Origin of the sequence: Alcaligenes ammonioxydans (genome assembly GCF_019343455.1) — a bacterium.
Lineage (GTDB): Bacteria > Pseudomonadota > Gammaproteobacteria > Burkholderiales > Burkholderiaceae_B > Alcaligenes > Alcaligenes ammonioxydans.
Window position 1 is genome coordinate 757,603 of sequence record NZ_CP049362.1, and the last position, 15,562, is coordinate 773,164.

Sequence of the window (15,562 nt, forward strand, 5' to 3'; positions counted from 1 at the left end):
CGCAGGATAGGTAGCCAGTCAGGAAAAGAGGGGGAGCAAATGAGACAAGGTGTGCCCAGCTTGGGTGCCTTACAGGCCTTTGAGGCCACTGCACGCCTGGGAACCTTTTCCCGTGCCGCGGAAGAACTGTCCTTGACGCATAGCGCTGTGTATCGGCAGGTGAGCGGCCTGGAGCAGCGTCTGGGTGTCACCTTGTTGACGCGGGTGCGGCGGCGTTTGGTCTTGACGGCGGCAGGGCGCGATTATGCGGCGCGCATTCGCCATCATCTGGAGCAGATCGGTAAAGACACATTCAGTCTGATTGCGCGGGCCGGTGTAGGCCGCAACATTCATCTGGCTGTGCTGCCGACCTTGTCCACCGTCTGGCTGATGCCGCGTCTGGCCCGTTTCGCCCAGTGCTACCCCGATATCACGGTCAGCCTGTCGGTTCGTACCACACCGTTTCAGTTCGGGGACCACCCCTTTGATGCTGCTATCTATCATGGGCGGCAGCTCTGGCCGCAAACCGAAGGCATCAAACTGTTTGATGAAGGCGAGCTCGTGCCGGTCTGCTCACCTCATCTTGCAGTCGACGGGAGCTGGCAAAAGTTGGTCCACCTGCATATGTCGACGCGTCCGGGTAGCTGGTTACACTGGTATCGGTCTGCGGGTCTGGAGCCTGATCTGCGTGTCAGTTCGGGACCGCGCTACGAGCTGTTCAGCCTGCTTCTGGCTGCCGTGCAGGCTGGGATGGGGATGGCGCTGATGCCACGCTTTCTGATCCAGACCGCGCTGGAGCAGGGCGAATTGCTCATGCCATTCCCCCATGCCATGCCCGTGAGCGAGGCATATTTTTTTAGTTATCCGACCGCCAATCAACCCAGTGAAGCGGTGCTGTTGCTGGAGCAATGGTTGCTGGATCAGGAAAAGGAGAATCCATGAGCGTGTATTGGAAGCCGGCACTGCTGTCGGCGCTTGTAGCTTTGTCGCTGGCCTTGCCCGCGCAGGCCAGTCAAACCGCGAGTCAGCATGCGAATCCGGAAGCCGCCAGCAATGTCATGCAACGTGACAGGCTAGTCACTCAGAAAAGCATGGTGGTGACGGCGCATCCTTTGGCAAGCCGGGCTGGTTTACGTATGCTGGATCAGGGAGGCAGTGCGGTGGATGCGGCTATTGCCGCTCAACTGGTCTTGGGGTTGGTGGAACCCCAGTCGTCCGGTATTGGTGGAGGTGGCTTTGTTGTGCTATTTCAGCCAGAGTCGGGTTTGACGAGTTACGACGGGCGCGAAACCGTGCCTGCCGCCAGCCCTCCGGACCGTTTTGAGCTGGACGGTCAAACCCTGTCTTTCAAGCAGGCAGTCAATAGCGGACGTTCCGTAGGGGTGCCGGGTTTGTTGCGCGCCCTGGAGCTGATGCACAAGGACGGTGGCGTCCTGCCCTGGGCCTCCCTGTTTGAACCGGCCATTGAGCTGGCCGAAGATGGCTTTGAGGTCAGCCCCCGCTTGCACACCTTGATTGCCGACAACCCCGAGCTGGCCGACAAGGCGGCTGCGCGTGCCTATTTTCTGGACGGACAGGGAAGACCATGGCCGGTTGGCCACCGTCTTCGGAACAAGGAGTATGCACAGGTGCTGCGCTTGTTGGCCAGCCAGGGCGCCCAGGCTTTCTATCAAGGGGAACTTGCCCAGGATATGGTGGCTGCTGTTGCCGCCGACCCGATTGCGGGCGACTTGACGGTGTCCGATTTGACGCAATACCGGGCGCTGCGACGTGAGCCCCTCTGTATGGACTGGCAGCAGGTGGCGCTCTGTGGCATGGCACCGCCCAGTTCAGGGGCGATCAGTGTGATGCAGATGCTGGGTATCTTGCAGCACACGCCTATTGCTGACGTGAAGCCGCAATCTGTGGAAGCGATTCATTATTTCTCTGAAGCAGGGCGTCTGGCCTTTGCAGATCGGGATGCCTGGGTTGCTGATCCGGCATTTGTGTCTGTGCCACAGCAGGCTTTGCTGGCACCGGCGTATTTGAAATCCCGTGCCGCCTTGATTCAGCCAGGTCGATCCATGGGTCATGCCCAGCCGGGCAAGCCTTTGGCTGACGCACAAGCCGCCACTGACAACACGCCCGAGTTGCCCTCCACCACGCATCTGTCGGTGGCGGACGCCAAGGGGCAGGTGGTTTCCATGACCACCTCGGTGGAGTCGGCCTTTGGCAGCAAGATCATGGTTCGTGGCTTCTTGCTGAATAATCAGCTGACAGACTTTGCCTTGAACCCCAAAGACGAGATGGGCCGTTTGTCTGTTAATCGGGTTGAACCGGGCAAGCGCCCGCGCAGTTCGATGGCTCCGATGATGGTGATGCAGGATGGGCGTCCTGTGATCGCGCTGGGTTCTCCCGGCGGCAGCGCCATTATTCCCTATGTAGCCCAGGCCCTGACGGGCATGCTGATGTGGAACTTGGATGCTCAAGAAGCCGTCAGCCTGCCGCACTATGGCAGCCGCAATTGGGCGACAGAGCTGGAGGCCGGCACCGCGGTGACGGAACAGGCGCAGGCATTAAGGGCGATGGGGCACGAGGTACGCGAGCAGCCTTTTCCCAGCGGTACGCATGTCATACGCTGGACCCAGGAAGGGCTGGAAGCGGGGGTAGACCCTCGGCGGGAAGGATTGGCGTTAGGGCAGTAGACCGGCGTGGCGGTGCTTGGTCCGAGGTCAATCTGCGAGGAGCCGGGCGAGGCATGGCTCATGATGCATTTGGGGCTGCCGTCCGTCTTGGCGACAGGCCGGTGGTGTTCTGGCACAGAGACTGGCACAGCGAACGGTCTGTCGTTAGCAACGGTCCACAGGACTCATTGACAGAAAGCGAGCAATGTTCTGGCTTTGCCTTCTGAAGCCAATCAGCTGGTCATTAAAAAAGCCCTCAATGCGGTGGATAGAGATCCACGCATTGAGGGCTTTTTATAAGGTTTCTGGCAGGCTTGATCGTGCGGTTTAGCGGAACACGACGGTGCGCTGATCGTTCAACAAAATCCGGTGCTCCACATGGGCGCGTACGGCACGGGCCAGAACCAGAGACTCCACATCGCTACCGATCTGGGTCAGTTCGGCTGGGCTGACAGCGTGGGTTACATGTTCCACGTCCTGCTCAATGATCGGGCCTTCATCCAGATCTGCAGTCACGTAGTGGGCAGTGGCGCCAATAATTTTCACACCACGGGCATGGGCCTGGTGATAAGGACGTGCGCCCTTGAAGCTGGGCAGGAAGCTGTGGTGAATATTGATCGCGCGGCCTGACAGGGACTGACACAGATTGGTGGACAGAATCTGCATATAGCGGGCCAGTACGACCAGATCAATTTTCAGATCACGAGCCAGATCGATGATCTGCTGCTCTTGTTGTGGGCGGGTTTCCGGTGTCACCGGCAGGTGATGGAAAGGAATGCCGTACGAGGAAGCCAGACCGGCGTGGTCCGTGTGGTTGGAGGCCACAGCCGCGATTTCCACAGGCAACTGGCCGCTGTGGGCGCGAAACAGCAGATCGTTCAGGCAGTGGCCCTGGCGGCTGACCAGAATCAGCAGGCGGGCTTTGCGCTGGGCGTCGTAAATATTGGCGTCCATGCTGAATCTTTCAGCAATGGGGGCAAAGCTGGCTTGCAGGGCGCTGACGTCCTGTGTTTCAGGCAGGGAAAACTGGATGCGCAGGAAAAAGCGGTTGGTGGCGGCATCGCCAAACTGCTGTGCTTCAAGAATGTTGCCGTTTTGCTCAAGCAGCCAGCCCGATACGCTGTGGACAATGCCGGTGCGATCCGGGCAGGATAGGGTCAAGATGTAATCGTTCATCGACAGTATTGTAAAGATTTCAGAAAAGTTTTTAAGCTGCCTGGGCCAGAACGTGCTGGCCGTGTTGTGCAATCGCTAAACACGCGGTCAGGCCGGGTGATTCGATGCCGAACAAATTCAGCAAACCCGGGATGCCGTGGGTGGCAGGTCCCGAAAAAACGAAGTCGGCGGCCGCGTGGCCTGCAGGCACAATTTTAGGCCGAATACCGCTGTAGGCGGGGTTCAGGCTGTTATCGGGCAAAGCGGGCCAGTATTCGCGCACGGCGGCATAAAAGGATTGACCGCGTTGCGGGTCCAGGTCGTAGTTTTCATCCTGCACCCACTCCGTGTCAGGGCCAAAGCGGGCCTGACCAGCCAGATCCAGGGTCAGATGCACACCCAGTCCGGCTTTATTGGGCATGGGGTAGATCAGGTGCTTGAAGGGGGAGCGGCCCGCCAATGAAAAATAGCTGCCCTTGCACAGATAGGCCTGGGGAATATGGCTGGGGTCCAGCCCCTCGATATGTCGTGCTGCCATTACCGCGCCTAGTCCGGCCGCATTGATCAGGTGTGTGGTGGTCAGGCTGAAGGGCTCAGCCCCGCCCACGTGAACCTCAAAACCTTGGCCGGGCAGGACCTGCGCACGGATAAAGGGGGTATTGAACACCAATTGTGCGCCGTGGTTCTCTGCATCGCCTTGCAGTGACAGCATGAGGGCATGGGTGTCTACAATGCCGGTCGAGGGCGATAAGAGGGCGGCGCTGCAGCTCAGGGCAGGCTCCAGCGCCTTGGCCTGGGCGGCATCCAGCCACTGCAAGTCGTTTACGCCACAGGCGCTTGCCTGGGCCTGCAGTTTGCGCAAGTCGGCTTCCTGTTCAGCGCTGCCCGCCACAATCAGCTTGCCACAGCGTTGGTGATCGATATGGTGATCCCGGCAATAGTCATACAGCATGTCTTTGCCTTCGACACACAGCCGGGCCTTCAGGCTGCCCGGGGTGTAGTAAATGCCCGCGTGTATGACTTCCGAATTACGCGAACTGACGCCGTTGCCGATACTGGCGGTTTGCTCGATCAGCAAAACCTCCATGCCTTGCCGGGCCATTTGCCGGGCGCAGGCCAAACCCACGACACCCGCTCCCAGCACTATGCAGTCGACATCGTTTGGCATGATTAATACCTTATTGGCGTAGTAGAGCAAAAGGCGTAGTGTACTCCCGCCCTGAAGCGGCGGGCAGGCGCGTTTTGCAACAGCCCATCACGCCAGGGACGGGGTCAGATCAAAGTCGCCCGCATGGTAGATCAGGGGCTGGTGAGCGCTGCGCTCGCAGTGGGTAACTTCACCGATAAAGATCAGGTGGTCGCCGGCCTCATGGACGGCATAGGGCTTGCATTCGAACCAAGCGCTGCAACGATCGTCGTCCAGCATGGGCAAACCTCGCGGTGAGCGTTTGAGCGGGTGATCCCGAAAGCGCTCAGCGTGCTCTCCCCAGGCAAATCGCTTGGCCAGCGCTAGCTGACTGGCCCCCAAAACGTGAATCACGTAACCGTCACCCTGCACAAAATGCGGCAGGGATTGAGAACGTTTGGCCAATGACCACAAGACCAGAGGCGGGTTCAGAGAGACGGAGTTGAAAGAACTGACGGTCAGGCCAACGGCCTGGCCTGGAACGTCTTTGTTGGCGCCGGTCACGACCGTCACGCCTGTGGCGAAACGGCCGAGTGCCGAACGAAAGAAATCACTATCGAAAGTAGAAGAAAAAACAGTCATTGCATCGAGTCTGACGGGAGGGCACCCCCAAAGGGTACATTACGGAGCCAGTCGGCTCACCTGCCAATCAGATGGGTCCTTGCGGTCGAACACCAGCCTGTCGTGCAGGCGCGAGGCGCGGCCCTGCCAGAATTCGACGTGGTCTGGAGTCAGTCGGAAGCCACCCCAGTGTTCAGGGCGGGCGGGATGTTCACCTAAGCTTTCAGTGTACTGCTTGGCACGTGCATCCAGCTCGGCACGACTGATGGGCTGGCTTTGTGGCGAGGCCCAGGCGCCAATGCGCGAGCCCAGAGGGCGGCTGTGGTAATACTCGTCCGATTCGGCCGCGCTGATACGACTGATACGGCCTTCAAAGCGCACTTGACGCTGCATGGAGGGCCAGAAAAAGGACAGGCTGGCCCATGGGTTGTGGTCCAGCTCCGTACCTTTGCGAGACGTGTAGTTCGTGAAAAACACCAGCCCTTGTTCGTCGTAAGCTTTAAGCAGGACCACACGCGCCGATGGGCGGCCGTCGGCACCTACGGTGGCCAGGGTCATCGCATTGGGTTCAACTTCCTTCAGTTCAATGGCCTGATCCAGCCAGCGTTGGAATTGCTGGCGAGGATCGGCACATAGTTCATCTTCGCTCAGGGAAAAGCGTTCGTACTCGTTACGCAGATCGGCAAGGGACATGGGGCGCTCTTAGGCTTGTTGAGGATTAAGCAGTGCAGTGTGACTCTGTAGCAATTGAACCACCGATTGCAGGCGTTTATCCAGAATTTTAGAGCGTTGCAGCGCCGAGGCGGTTTCCATGACGTATTCAATGCAAGGGCCATTGGTGCCCTGGGCCGAATACACCACTTGTCGCAGTTGCTCGTCGGGCATGCGGGGAACGTAGGCATCGGTCTTGCGATTCATGGTAAAGACCAGTGCACGAATATCGCCCTGGCTGGTGCGGCAGCGCAACCAGCGGGGAATGTATGCCCCGCTGGGCATCTCGCGCAGCCACAGGGCATCGAATACCTTGGGCACGCTTTCAGCAGGAATACGAAACGCCATGCCCCGGCACGATCCGCCCACATCCAGGCCAAACACCAAACCGGGTTGTTCAGGAGTGCCGCGGTTGATCCGTGACCACAGGCACAGCGCCCGGTGATAGCCGCGCAGCAGGGCCTGGCGTTGTTCGGCGAACTCAAAATCGGGACGCCAGATCAGGGAACCGTAGCCATAGACCCATAGGTCCTGCTTTTCACACCACTGCACCTCTTCCAGGGATTGACGCAAAGAGGCGTTGCGCTCTTCGTCGGTCAGGACACGGAAGCTGCACGGTGTGGGTACGGCGGAAGGCGAGGCGGAAATAGAATCGATGTTCACGGCAAAAAAGGGGGAAAGCCAAAATCACAGATGCTTGAAACCTATGACGATTGTAGAACAAGCACAGTCCACTGTAGCGGGCTTTCTCGCTGATAACTAAGGAAAAATACTAATTTGCTTATATGAGTGTTGCTATTTGGCAGGGACCCGTCAAGCCGCCAGGGCATAAGGCCTGTTTCACGGGCTGTGCAGGCGAAATTAGACGTAGAATTATCCATTAGCCTTGGTGCAGACCTTGCTGTTGATGGCCTGGTCGAGCAAGGCAAGAGGGATATGGGGCGCCGCAGGCGCCCCTGCCTTGTGGTGGAGACATGCTGGCCTGCAGGCTGGCGTTCTGCACGGGTTTGGTCGCAACGGCCAGTGATGGACAGAGGGCATGACAGAGCAGCACAACATGGATGCCGAACGCCGTTTCGGCGGTTTGGATCGTTTGTATGGAGCCGGCGCGCGCGAGCGTCTGGCTGCCGCCCATGTGATGGTGGCCGGCATCGGCGGCGTGGGAACATGGGCCGTGGAGGCGTTGGCCCGTTCTGCGGTGGGCCGGATTACCCTGATCGACCTGGACAATATTGCCGAGTCCAATATCAACCGCCAGTTGCCTGCATTGGACAGCACCTTGGGGATGGCCAAGATTGACGCCATGGCCCAGCGCATCAGGCAGATCAACCCGCACTGTGTTGTGCAGTTGATTGAAGATTTCGTGACCGAGGACAATGCGGCCAGCCTGATGGAGCAGCGTCCTGACGTGTTTCTTGATTGTACGGACCAAGCCAGTGCCAAGATCGCGCTGATCTTGCAGGCCCGTCGTCTCAAGGTGCCCTTGCTCAGTTGTGGCGGTGCCGGGGGCAAGACCGATCCCTTGAGCTTGCGCCGGGGAGATTTATCGGTGGCGCGCCATGACGCCCTACTTGGCAAGCTGCGTCAGATTCTGCGCAAACAGCATGGCTTTGCCCGAGGCAGTGATGCACAGGGACGGGCCTTGAAGCGCGTGCCTCGCATGGGAGTGGATTGCCTGTGGTTCGAGCAGGAAACCCGCCTGCCGCAAAACTGGACTCAGGCTGAGGATGGGGCGTTGCAAGGGTTGGCCTGTGCGGGCTATGGCTCCGGGGTGACCATCACGGCCAGCATGGGCATGCTTGCGGCCGATTACGCCTTAAGCCGGATCTTGAACCAGTAAGGCATCCTGCCAGCCGCGCAGGGCGTTCGAGACCCGGATCGCACGGGCATTGAGCAAGGCGTCCAGGGAAATCTCGGTTTCACGTGCCAGACCGCTGTTAAGCAGGGCCTGCCGTTGTACACCGGGCAAGAGCCAGCCGTGGGCTGGAGGGGTCCACCATAGGCCCTGCTCATCCTGAATATAGATGTTGCTGCGGCTGCCCTCGCATACCCGATTTTGCGTGTCCAGAAAAATGACATCAAAAAGCTGGGGGTTTTGTTCCAGCAGGGCACTCGCTTCCTGATACCAGGGCCGATGCGTGGTCTTGTGCGAGAGCAGCGGGTCCAGTGCGGGTAGTGGGGTGGGGGACAGGCACAACTGCAAGGGCCCCTCCAGTGCAGGCAGGGGTTGGGCCTGGGCATGGGCGCTGGCCTGCGCACTCCAGAGTATGCGCAAGCGCAAGGGAGTATGGGCGGGGGCCTGGCCCAGAGCCTGGTGCATGGCTTGCAGCCAGGTTTGCGCATCCCAGTCGTAGCCCAGCTCTGCACAACTTCGCGCGACACGTTCCAGGTGCAGTTCCAGCAAGGGAATCTGGCCGTCAGCGTCTACTCGCAATGTTTCTATCAGCTCAGGTTTGCTTTGGCTCATGATGCTGCCTTTAAGTCAGTGTTACAGGGGCTTGCAGGACCCGTGCTTTCCACAGGCACTCCAGCCACTCCTGGTCCGGGTCTGAGTCCAGTACGATCCCTCCGCCCACCCCAAAGACGCCCTGGCCGTGCATGTCCAGCTCCAGGCTGCGGATGCTGACATTCAGGGACAGGTCGCCTGCGGGGCTGAGGTAGCCCACTGACCCACAGTAAATGCCACGGCGCTGTGGTTCCAGCTTGCGTATGCATTGCATGGCGGCCAGCTTGGGGGCGCCCGTAATAGAGCCGCAAGGGAACAGGGCTCGCAGCAAGGTTTCCAGGCGGCAGTCCGGGTCTACTTCAGCCTGAATGCTGGAGGTCATGGTCCAGACCGAGGCGTATTGCTCAACATCGAACAAGCTGGTGGTTTGTACGCTGCCGGTGCGGGCGACTTGTCCCAGATCGTTGCGCAGCAGATCGACAATCATCAGGTTTTCAGCCCGGTCCTTAATGCTGTGCTGCAGCTCCTGGGCGTTTTGCTGGTCTTGAACCGGGTCCGTATCGCGGGGGCGCGTGCCTTTCATGGGCCGGGTACGCACGATATTGCCTCGTTTTTCCAGAAACAGTTCGGGCGAGAGCGACAAAATATGGCGATCCCCGATCTCCAGGTAGGCGGCATAGGCGACAGGGTGACGAGTGGCCAGAGCTGTATACAGATCGCGTGGGACCATCTCCGACTGGATACGCAGGGGCATGGTGTAGTTGATCTGGTAGAAATCCCCGGCTTGCAGGCCTTGCTGGACCTGGGCGAGCGCATCCCGATAGTTCTGCTGGCTGAGCTGCAACTGGACGCTCAGTTCAGGCACGACCTGGCTGTCCCACAAATCGACTTCCTGGGCGCCTTGGAATACCAGGGCATTGAGCGGCGCATGTTGGGTTTGTTCACGGGCGGGCAGACGCGGCTCGAACAGTTCGGCCAGCTCATAATCCAGGGCCAGAGCCACCCAGTGTCCCGCTTGCCGGGCATGTTCTATTTGTTCAAAAGCACGACCTAGCTCTTCAGGGCTACGGGCCTGGATATGGCCCACATAGCCCTGCATTTCCAGCGCATAGCCTTTTAGTCTGTCTTCAAATCGGCCATACATGCGCCGTGTTCCTTTAAAAATTGAGCCAGAGCCATGCCGGTATGCGAGGCACGGTTGGCCTGGACCTGATCGGGGGTGCCTTGCACCACCAGTCTGCCGCCGCCTGAACCCCCCTCGGGTCCCAGATCCACGATCCAATCGGCTTCGGCAATCAAATCCAGATTATGTTCAATCACCAGCACCGTATGGCCTGCATCGACCAGACGGTGCAAGACCACAATCAGCTTTTCCACATCGGCCATGGACAGGCCCACGCTGGGCTCGTCCAGTACATACAGCGTGTGCGGGGCCTTGTAGGCGCGTCCTGTACGCGTGATGCCTTCGTCCAGGCGGGCCTTGACCAGTTCGCTGACCAGCTTGACGCGCTGCGCCTCGCCGCCCGACAGAGTGGGGGAGGGCTGACCCAGAGTCAGATAGCCCAGCCCCACGCTTTGCATCAGTTGCAGGGGGCGCAATATTTTAGGATGGGCAGCAAAGTATTCAACCGCCTCGTCCACATCCATTTGCAACAGCTGGCCGGCGGAAACGTCGCGCCAGGTCACCGCCAGTGTTTCCGGATTGAAGCGCTGGCCGTGACAGGCGTCACAAGGCACCTTCACGTCCGGCAGGAAGCTCATTTCCAAGGTGCGCATGCCCTGGCCTTCGCACAAGGGGCAGCGACCATCGCCGGTGTTAAAGGAGAAGCGTGAAGCGCTCCAGCCGCGCAGGCGGGCATCGTTGGTATTGGCAAACAGTTTGCGTACTTCATCCCAGAAGCCGATGTATGTGGCCGGGCAGGAGCGGGGTGTTTTGCCAATCGGGGTCTGGTCCACTTCCAGCACGCGGTCCAGGCTTTCCCAGCCGCTGATGCTGGAGCAACCCTGCCACACAGGCTTTTCTTTGCTGCCGACAACGCGCTGCAAATTATCCAGCAGCACATCGCGGGCAAAGGTGGATTTACCGGAACCCGAGACACCGGTGACCAGACTGAGCTTGCCCAGCGGAATACCGGCCTGGACCTTGTTCAGGTTATGCAGGCTGGCATCGTGCACCGTCAGCATGGGCGCATCGGCCTGAACGGGACGGCGCGCCTGCATGGGGTGTTTAAGCGGCTCGCGCAAATAGCGGCCAGTCAGCGAATTGGGGTTGGCCTCGATTTCTGCCAGCGTACCCTGGGCGATGACTTCACCGCCACGTTTACCGGCACCGGGGCCCATATCAATAATGTGCTGGGCACGGCGTATGGTGTCCTCATCGTGCTCGACAACCACCAAAGTATTCCCATTGCCTTCCAGACGCGCCATGGCGTTCAGCAGAATCTGGTTGTCGCGCGGGTGCAGACCAATGGTGGGTTCGTCCAGCACATAGCACACGCCTTGCAGGTTCGAGCCCAACTGGGCGGCCAGACGGATACGTTGGGCCTCGCCACCCGACAAGGTGGGGGCGGCACGATCCAGTGCCAGATAACCCAGGCCCACTTCATGCATGAAGTCCAGACGGCTGCGGATCTCGTTCAGGATATCGCGGGCAATGTCCGCTTCACGACCACTCAGGTTCAGGTTGCCGAAAAAGGTTTGTGCCTCATCCACAGGCAGGCCGGCCAGCTTGGCAATAGACTGGTCGCGCCATTTGAACGCCAAGGAAACGGGGTTCAGACGCTGACCGTGGCAGCTCGGGCATTCCACAGCCTCGCCTTCATAACCGTTGTTCCAGCTGTTTTCCTCGCCGGTTTGATCCTGATCGAAGCCGGTCAGTTTCAGGCCGGTACCGAAACAGTCCTTGCACCAGCCGTGCTTGGAGTTGTAGGAGAACATCCGGGGGTCCGGCTCGGGAAAGCTGGTACCGCAGCAGGGGCAGGCCCGTTTGACGGAGAAGTGCTGCTGACGGGCGTTGGACAGTGGCTTGCCCTGGCGGCGCTCGTCCAGCGACAGGCTGCCCGAAGGCGTCAAAGGGGCCAGCACGCTAAAGGAGCCGTGGCCCAGTTCTAGCGCATCGCGGATAGCCTGACGCAGTTGTAGCTCGTGGCGCGGATCAATAATCAGATCAGCCACCGGCAGTTCCAGCGTGTGCTCGCTGTAGCGATCCAGGCGTGGCCAGGGGGTCACGGGGATGAATTCGCCGTCGACGCGCAAATGAGTATAGCCCTTGCCCTGAGCCCATTTGGCCAGGTCGGTGTAATAGCCTTTGCGGGCGGTCACCAGCGGGGCCAGTAAACCAATATGCTCGCCCTTGTGGTCGCGCAACAGTTGGGCGGCGATCTGCTCGGCCGTTTGTGGTGCGACCGGGACTTGGCAGTCCGGGCAGTATTGGGTGGCCAGTTTCACATACAGCAAGCGCAGAAAGTGGTGGATTTCCGTCATGGTGGCCACCGTGGACTTGCGTCCGCCGCGGCTGGTGCGCTGTTCAATGGCGACCGTAGGCGGAATGCCATAAATCGCATCGACATCAGGCTGGCCAGCTGGCTGAACAATGGCGCGTGCGTAAGCGTTCAGGGATTCCAGATAACGACGCTGACCTTCATTAAACAAAATGTCGAAGGCCAGGGTGGATTTGCCGGAACCGGACACCCCTGTCACCACCGTGAAGGTGTTGTGCGGGATGTGAACCGAGATGTTTTTCAGATTGTGCTCACGGGCATTCAGAATGGCGATCTGGCCATCGTTGCTGCCGCCTGAGCGGGCCTTGTAATCTACCTCGGGTTCCTGAAACAGGGCAGCGCCTGTGCCCAGAATAGCGTGTTCGTACTCTTTGAGGGCCTGGCCAGTGTGCGATTGGGCCAGCGCCATGATGTCGGCCGGTGTTCCTGCTCCCAATAACTGGCCGCCGTGTTCGCCCCCCTCAGGGCCCAGATCAATAATCCAGTCGGCAGCGCGGATCAGGTCCAGATTGTGCTCGATGATCAACAGACTGTGACCGGCGGCCAGCAGTTTGCGGAAGGCGCGCATCAGGCGGGCAATGTCGTCAAAGTGCAGGCCGGTTGTGGGTTCGTCGAACAGGAACAGATTGCCCTTTTTGGCGACCTTTACCTGGCTCAGGCGGGTGCGTGAGGCCTGGGCCAGATAGGCGGCCAGCTTTAGACGCTGTGCTTCACCGCCCGAGAGCGTGGGCACGGGCTGACCCAGTTTCAGGTAGTCCAGACCGACATCGGCCAAGGGAGCCAGGCCCGTTTGCACGTCGCGCAGGCCTTCGAAGAATTCCATGGCCTGATGCACGGTCATGTCCAGTACCTCGTCAATCGAGGCACTGCGTCCGAAGTGTTCAATACGCACTTCCAGCACTTCGGGGCGGAAGCGCTTGCCATCGCAATCCGGGCAGCGCAGGTACACATCGGACAGGAACTGCATTTCGATATGTTCAAAACCGGTGCCACCGCAAGTCGGGCAGCGGCCATCACCACTATTGAAGCTGAAGGTACCCGGCGTGTAGCTGCGTTCTTTGGACAGTGGAGCCTGGGCGAACAGCTTGCGGATCGGGTCAAAAGCGCCCACATAGCTGGCCGGGTTGGAGCGTGCCGTCTTGCCGATAGGTGTCTGGTCCACCATCACCACTTCGGCAATCTGCTCGGCGCCCAGCAGGGCGCCGTAAGAACCAGGGGCTTCTGTCGGTTTGCCTTGTTGTTTCAGGATGGCCGGGTAGAGCACGTCCTGGATCAGTGTGGATTTGCCTGAACCGGAAACGCCGGTCACGCAGACCAGACGGCCCAGCGGAATGGACACGGAGATATGGCGCAGATTGTGCGCACTGACATCTTCCAGCAGCAGGCGCGGGGTATTGTCGGCCACCGGCATGGGGCGGGGCGATTCGATGCTCAGCTCGCCACTCAGGTAGCGGCCTGTCAGCGTTTCCGCGCCGCGCAAGGCTTGGGGCGAACCATCAAACAGAATCTGGCCACCGCGCTCGCCCGGGCCGGGGCCCATATCCAGAATACGGTCGGCAGCCACCATCACTTGTGGGTCGTGCTCGACCACAACCAGCGTGTTGCCATTGCCGCGCAGACGGTGCATCACTTCAATAATGCGGTGCATGTCGCGCGGGTGCAGACCAATCGACGGCTCGTCCAGCACGAACAAGGTGTTCACCAGCGAGGTGCCCAGCGCCGTGGTCAGGTTGATACGCTGTACCTCACCGCCAGACAGGGTGCGGCTTTGGCGGTCCAGGGATAGATAGGACAGGCCCACATCGCACAGATAATCCAGACGGGACAGGGTTTCTTTCAAGAGCAGGTCGATGGCCGCATCGCGTGCGTCGCCAAAGTGCAGGCCACCGAAAAACGTGCGCACGTGCTCGATAGGCAGGCGCATCAGGTCCGGGACGCTCAGGCCGGGCATGGCATCCAGTTGTTCGCGCAGCCAGTTGGAATGCACGGGCATGAAACGTGGGTAGCGGGAATCGGCGGGGGCGGCCTGATCGCCCACACGCCACAAGCTGGCTTCGGGTTTCAGACGAGAGCCGGCGCAGGCCGGACAGGTGGTGTAACTGCGGTATTTGGACAGCAACACACGCACATGCATTTTGTAGGCGCGTGATTCCAGCCAGTCAAAGAAACGTTGGGCGCCGTACCACTGGGTTTTCCAGGCTTGATTGCCACCCTTCCAGTCCGGGGTGCCATTAATCACCCAGTCGCGTTCTTCCTGGCTCAAGTCCTTCCAGGGCACGGACAGGCGCACGCCAGCAGCCGGTGCATAGCGCTCCATTTCCACTTGGCATTCTTTGTAGCTGGCCGTCTGCCACGGGCGGATCGCGCCTTCCAGCAGGCTTTTGCTGGGGTCGGGAACCACTAATCCGTAATCAATACCCATCACCCGCCCAAAACCGCGGCAGGTGTCACACGCGCCCAAGGGCGAATTGAACGAGAAGGTACTGGCAACCGGGGTACTGTATTCAATATCGCATTGGGCACAATGCAGGCCCTGGCTGAAACGCCAGGCGGTCTCGGGACCCTCTGCGCTGGCGGAGGCATAAACAGTCAGTTTGCCCTGACCATGGCGCAAGGCGGCCTCGATCGCTTCCATGAAACGCTCAGGTTCGACTGTGCTGGCACGGAAGCGGTCCTGAATGACATACAGAAGCTTCTGTTCAGTCGATGTGGCTCTGGCACTCTTGCCTTTCTTGGGGCCATCACCGCTGGCGGTGACCGTATGGGTTTCCTCGTGATGCAGGCGGGTGTAACCCTGCTGATGCAGCAAGGTTTCGATTTCTTCTTGCGTGAAGTTGGCGGGAACCTTGACCGCAAAGGTCAAAACCAGACGAGGGTCGTCATGGTCGGCTGCCAGTTTGCGAATTTGCTTGGCGATGCTGTCGGCATTGTCGCGGCGTACCGGCTGAGCACACTGGCGGCAATACAGCTCGCCCAGGCGGGCATACAAGAGCTTGATGTAATCGTTCAGCTCCGTCATGGTGCCCACCGTGCTGCGTGAATTGCGCACCGGGTTCACCTGATCGATGGCAATGGCGGGCAAAATGCCCTCGATGCGATCGACCTGGGGCTTGTCCATGCGATCCAGAAACTGGCGCGCATAGGGGGAAAATGTTTCCACGTAGCGCCGTTGGCCCTCGGCATACAGGGTGTCGAAAGCCAAAGAACTTTTGCCCGACCCCGATACGCCCGTAATAACCAGTAACTCGCCCGTTTTTATACGTACATTCAGATTTTTCAGAGTGTTCTGGCGGGCGCCAAAAATGCGGATTTCTGAGCTCATGGCAGGGTCGGCTTTCTGGAGATGGCAGGGTAAGGAAGC

11 protein-coding genes are annotated in these 15,562 nt (G+C 59.6%); 3 read left to right on the forward strand and 8 right to left on the reverse strand.

The window, feature by feature from the left end; all coding sequences use genetic code 11:
• Window positions 1-39 precede the first annotated feature (39 nt).
• Window positions 40-921 carry a LysR substrate-binding domain-containing protein gene (locus FE795_RS03490; protein ID WP_219235691.1) on the forward strand — a complete coding sequence of 294 codons (882 nt, stop codon included), beginning with the start codon at window positions 40-42 and terminating at the stop codon, window positions 919-921.
• A complete protein-coding gene (ggt, locus tag FE795_RS03495) occupies window positions 918-2,663 on the forward strand; it encodes a gamma-glutamyltransferase (protein WP_219235694.1) in 1,746 nt (581 codons plus the stop codon). Before FE795_RS03490 ends, ggt begins: the two co-directional genes overlap by 4 nt.
• 306 nt (window positions 2,664-2,969) lie before the next feature.
• Here the strand turns inward: ggt and purU are convergent, their stop codons facing one another.
• The 5 genes from purU to FE795_RS03520 all read right to left on the reverse strand — a co-directional run bounded on the left by purU (window position 2,970) and on the right by FE795_RS03520 (window position 6,918).
• Window positions 2,970-3,824, reverse strand: a complete 855-nt coding sequence (gene purU / locus FE795_RS03500; RefSeq protein ID WP_201024875.1) for a formyltetrahydrofolate deformylase — start codon at window positions 3,822-3,824, stop codon at window positions 2,970-2,972.
• 25 nt (window positions 3,825-3,849) lie between these two features.
• On the reverse strand, window positions 3,850-4,965 hold the full coding sequence (locus FE795_RS03505) for an NAD(P)/FAD-dependent oxidoreductase (RefSeq protein ID WP_003803603.1): 1,116 nt from the start codon (window positions 4,963-4,965) through the stop codon (window positions 3,850-3,852).
• Window positions 4,966-5,052: 87 nt separating this feature from the next.
• Window positions 5,053-5,565, reverse strand: coding sequence for a flavin reductase family protein (locus FE795_RS03510; protein WP_003803602.1), 513 nt, complete (start codon window positions 5,563-5,565; stop codon window positions 5,053-5,055).
• Between the two features lie 39 nt (window positions 5,566-5,604).
• The gene (gene pdxH, locus FE795_RS03515; RefSeq protein WP_003803601.1) at window positions 5,605-6,237 is read right to left on the reverse strand and encodes a pyridoxamine 5'-phosphate oxidase; all 633 of its coding nucleotides are present in this window, start codon (window positions 6,235-6,237) and stop codon (window positions 5,605-5,607) included.
• 9 nt (window positions 6,238-6,246) lie between these two features.
• Window positions 6,247-6,918, reverse strand: a complete 672-nt coding sequence (locus FE795_RS03520; protein WP_003803600.1) for a gamma-glutamylcyclotransferase — start codon at window positions 6,916-6,918, stop codon at window positions 6,247-6,249.
• 376 nt (window positions 6,919-7,294) lie between these two features.
• Between FE795_RS03520 and FE795_RS03525 the strand changes: the two genes are divergently transcribed.
• Window positions 7,295-8,095: a tRNA threonylcarbamoyladenosine dehydratase gene (locus FE795_RS03525; protein WP_003803599.1), complete on the forward strand. Its 801-nt coding sequence runs from the start codon at window positions 7,295-7,297 to the stop codon at window positions 8,093-8,095.
• Here FE795_RS03525 and FE795_RS03530 read toward each other — a convergent pair.
• From FE795_RS03530 to uvrA, 3 genes are read right to left on the reverse strand one after another with little or no spacing between them, the layout of a single operon-like run.
• Window positions 8,072-8,722, reverse strand: a complete 651-nt coding sequence (locus FE795_RS03530) for an aminotransferase class IV (RefSeq protein ID WP_003803598.1) — start codon at window positions 8,720-8,722, stop codon at window positions 8,072-8,074. The genes FE795_RS03525 and FE795_RS03530 overlap by 24 nt on opposite strands.
• A gap of 10 nt (window positions 8,723-8,732) precedes the next feature.
• Window positions 8,733-9,845: an aminodeoxychorismate synthase component I gene (gene pabB, locus FE795_RS03535; RefSeq protein ID WP_003803597.1), complete on the reverse strand. Its 1,113-nt coding sequence runs from the start codon at window positions 9,843-9,845 to the stop codon at window positions 8,733-8,735.
• A complete protein-coding gene (gene uvrA, locus FE795_RS03540) occupies window positions 9,818-15,523 on the reverse strand; it encodes an excinuclease ABC subunit UvrA (protein ID WP_003803596.1) in 5,706 nt (1,901 codons plus the stop codon). Before uvrA ends, pabB begins: the two co-directional genes overlap by 28 nt.
• Between the last annotated feature and the right edge of the window lie 39 nt (window positions 15,524-15,562).

What these genes read in the sequence shown, in the direction of transcription:
- FE795_RS03490 (WP_219235691.1), top strand. Translation starts at nt 40, where the DNA reads ATGAGACAAGGTGTGCCCAGCTTGGGTGCCTTACAGGCCTTTGAGGCC.
- ggt (WP_219235694.1), top strand. Translation starts at nt 918, where the DNA reads ATGAGCGTGTATTGGAAGCCGGCACTGCTGTCGGCGCTTGTAGCTTTG.
- FE795_RS03505 (WP_003803603.1), bottom strand. Translation starts at nt 4,965, where the DNA reads ATGCCAAACGATGTCGACTGCATAGTGCTGGGAGCGGGTGTCGTGGGT.
- FE795_RS03510 (WP_003803602.1), bottom strand. Translation starts at nt 5,565, where the DNA reads ATGACTGTTTTTTCTTCTACTTTCGATAGTGATTTCTTTCGTTCGGCA.
- pdxH (WP_003803601.1), bottom strand. Translation starts at nt 6,237, where the DNA reads ATGTCCCTTGCCGATCTGCGTAACGAGTACGAACGCTTTTCCCTGAGC.
- FE795_RS03525 (WP_003803599.1), top strand. Translation starts at nt 7,295, where the DNA reads ATGACAGAGCAGCACAACATGGATGCCGAACGCCGTTTCGGCGGTTTG.
- FE795_RS03530 (WP_003803598.1), bottom strand. Translation starts at nt 8,722, where the DNA reads ATGAGCCAAAGCAAACCTGAGCTGATAGAAACATTGCGAGTAGACGCT.
- pabB (WP_003803597.1), bottom strand. Translation starts at nt 9,845, where the DNA reads ATGTATGGCCGATTTGAAGACAGACTAAAAGGCTATGCGCTGGAAATG.
- uvrA (WP_003803596.1), bottom strand. Translation starts at nt 15,523, where the DNA reads ATGAGCTCAGAAATCCGCATTTTTGGCGCCCGCCAGAACACTCTGAAA.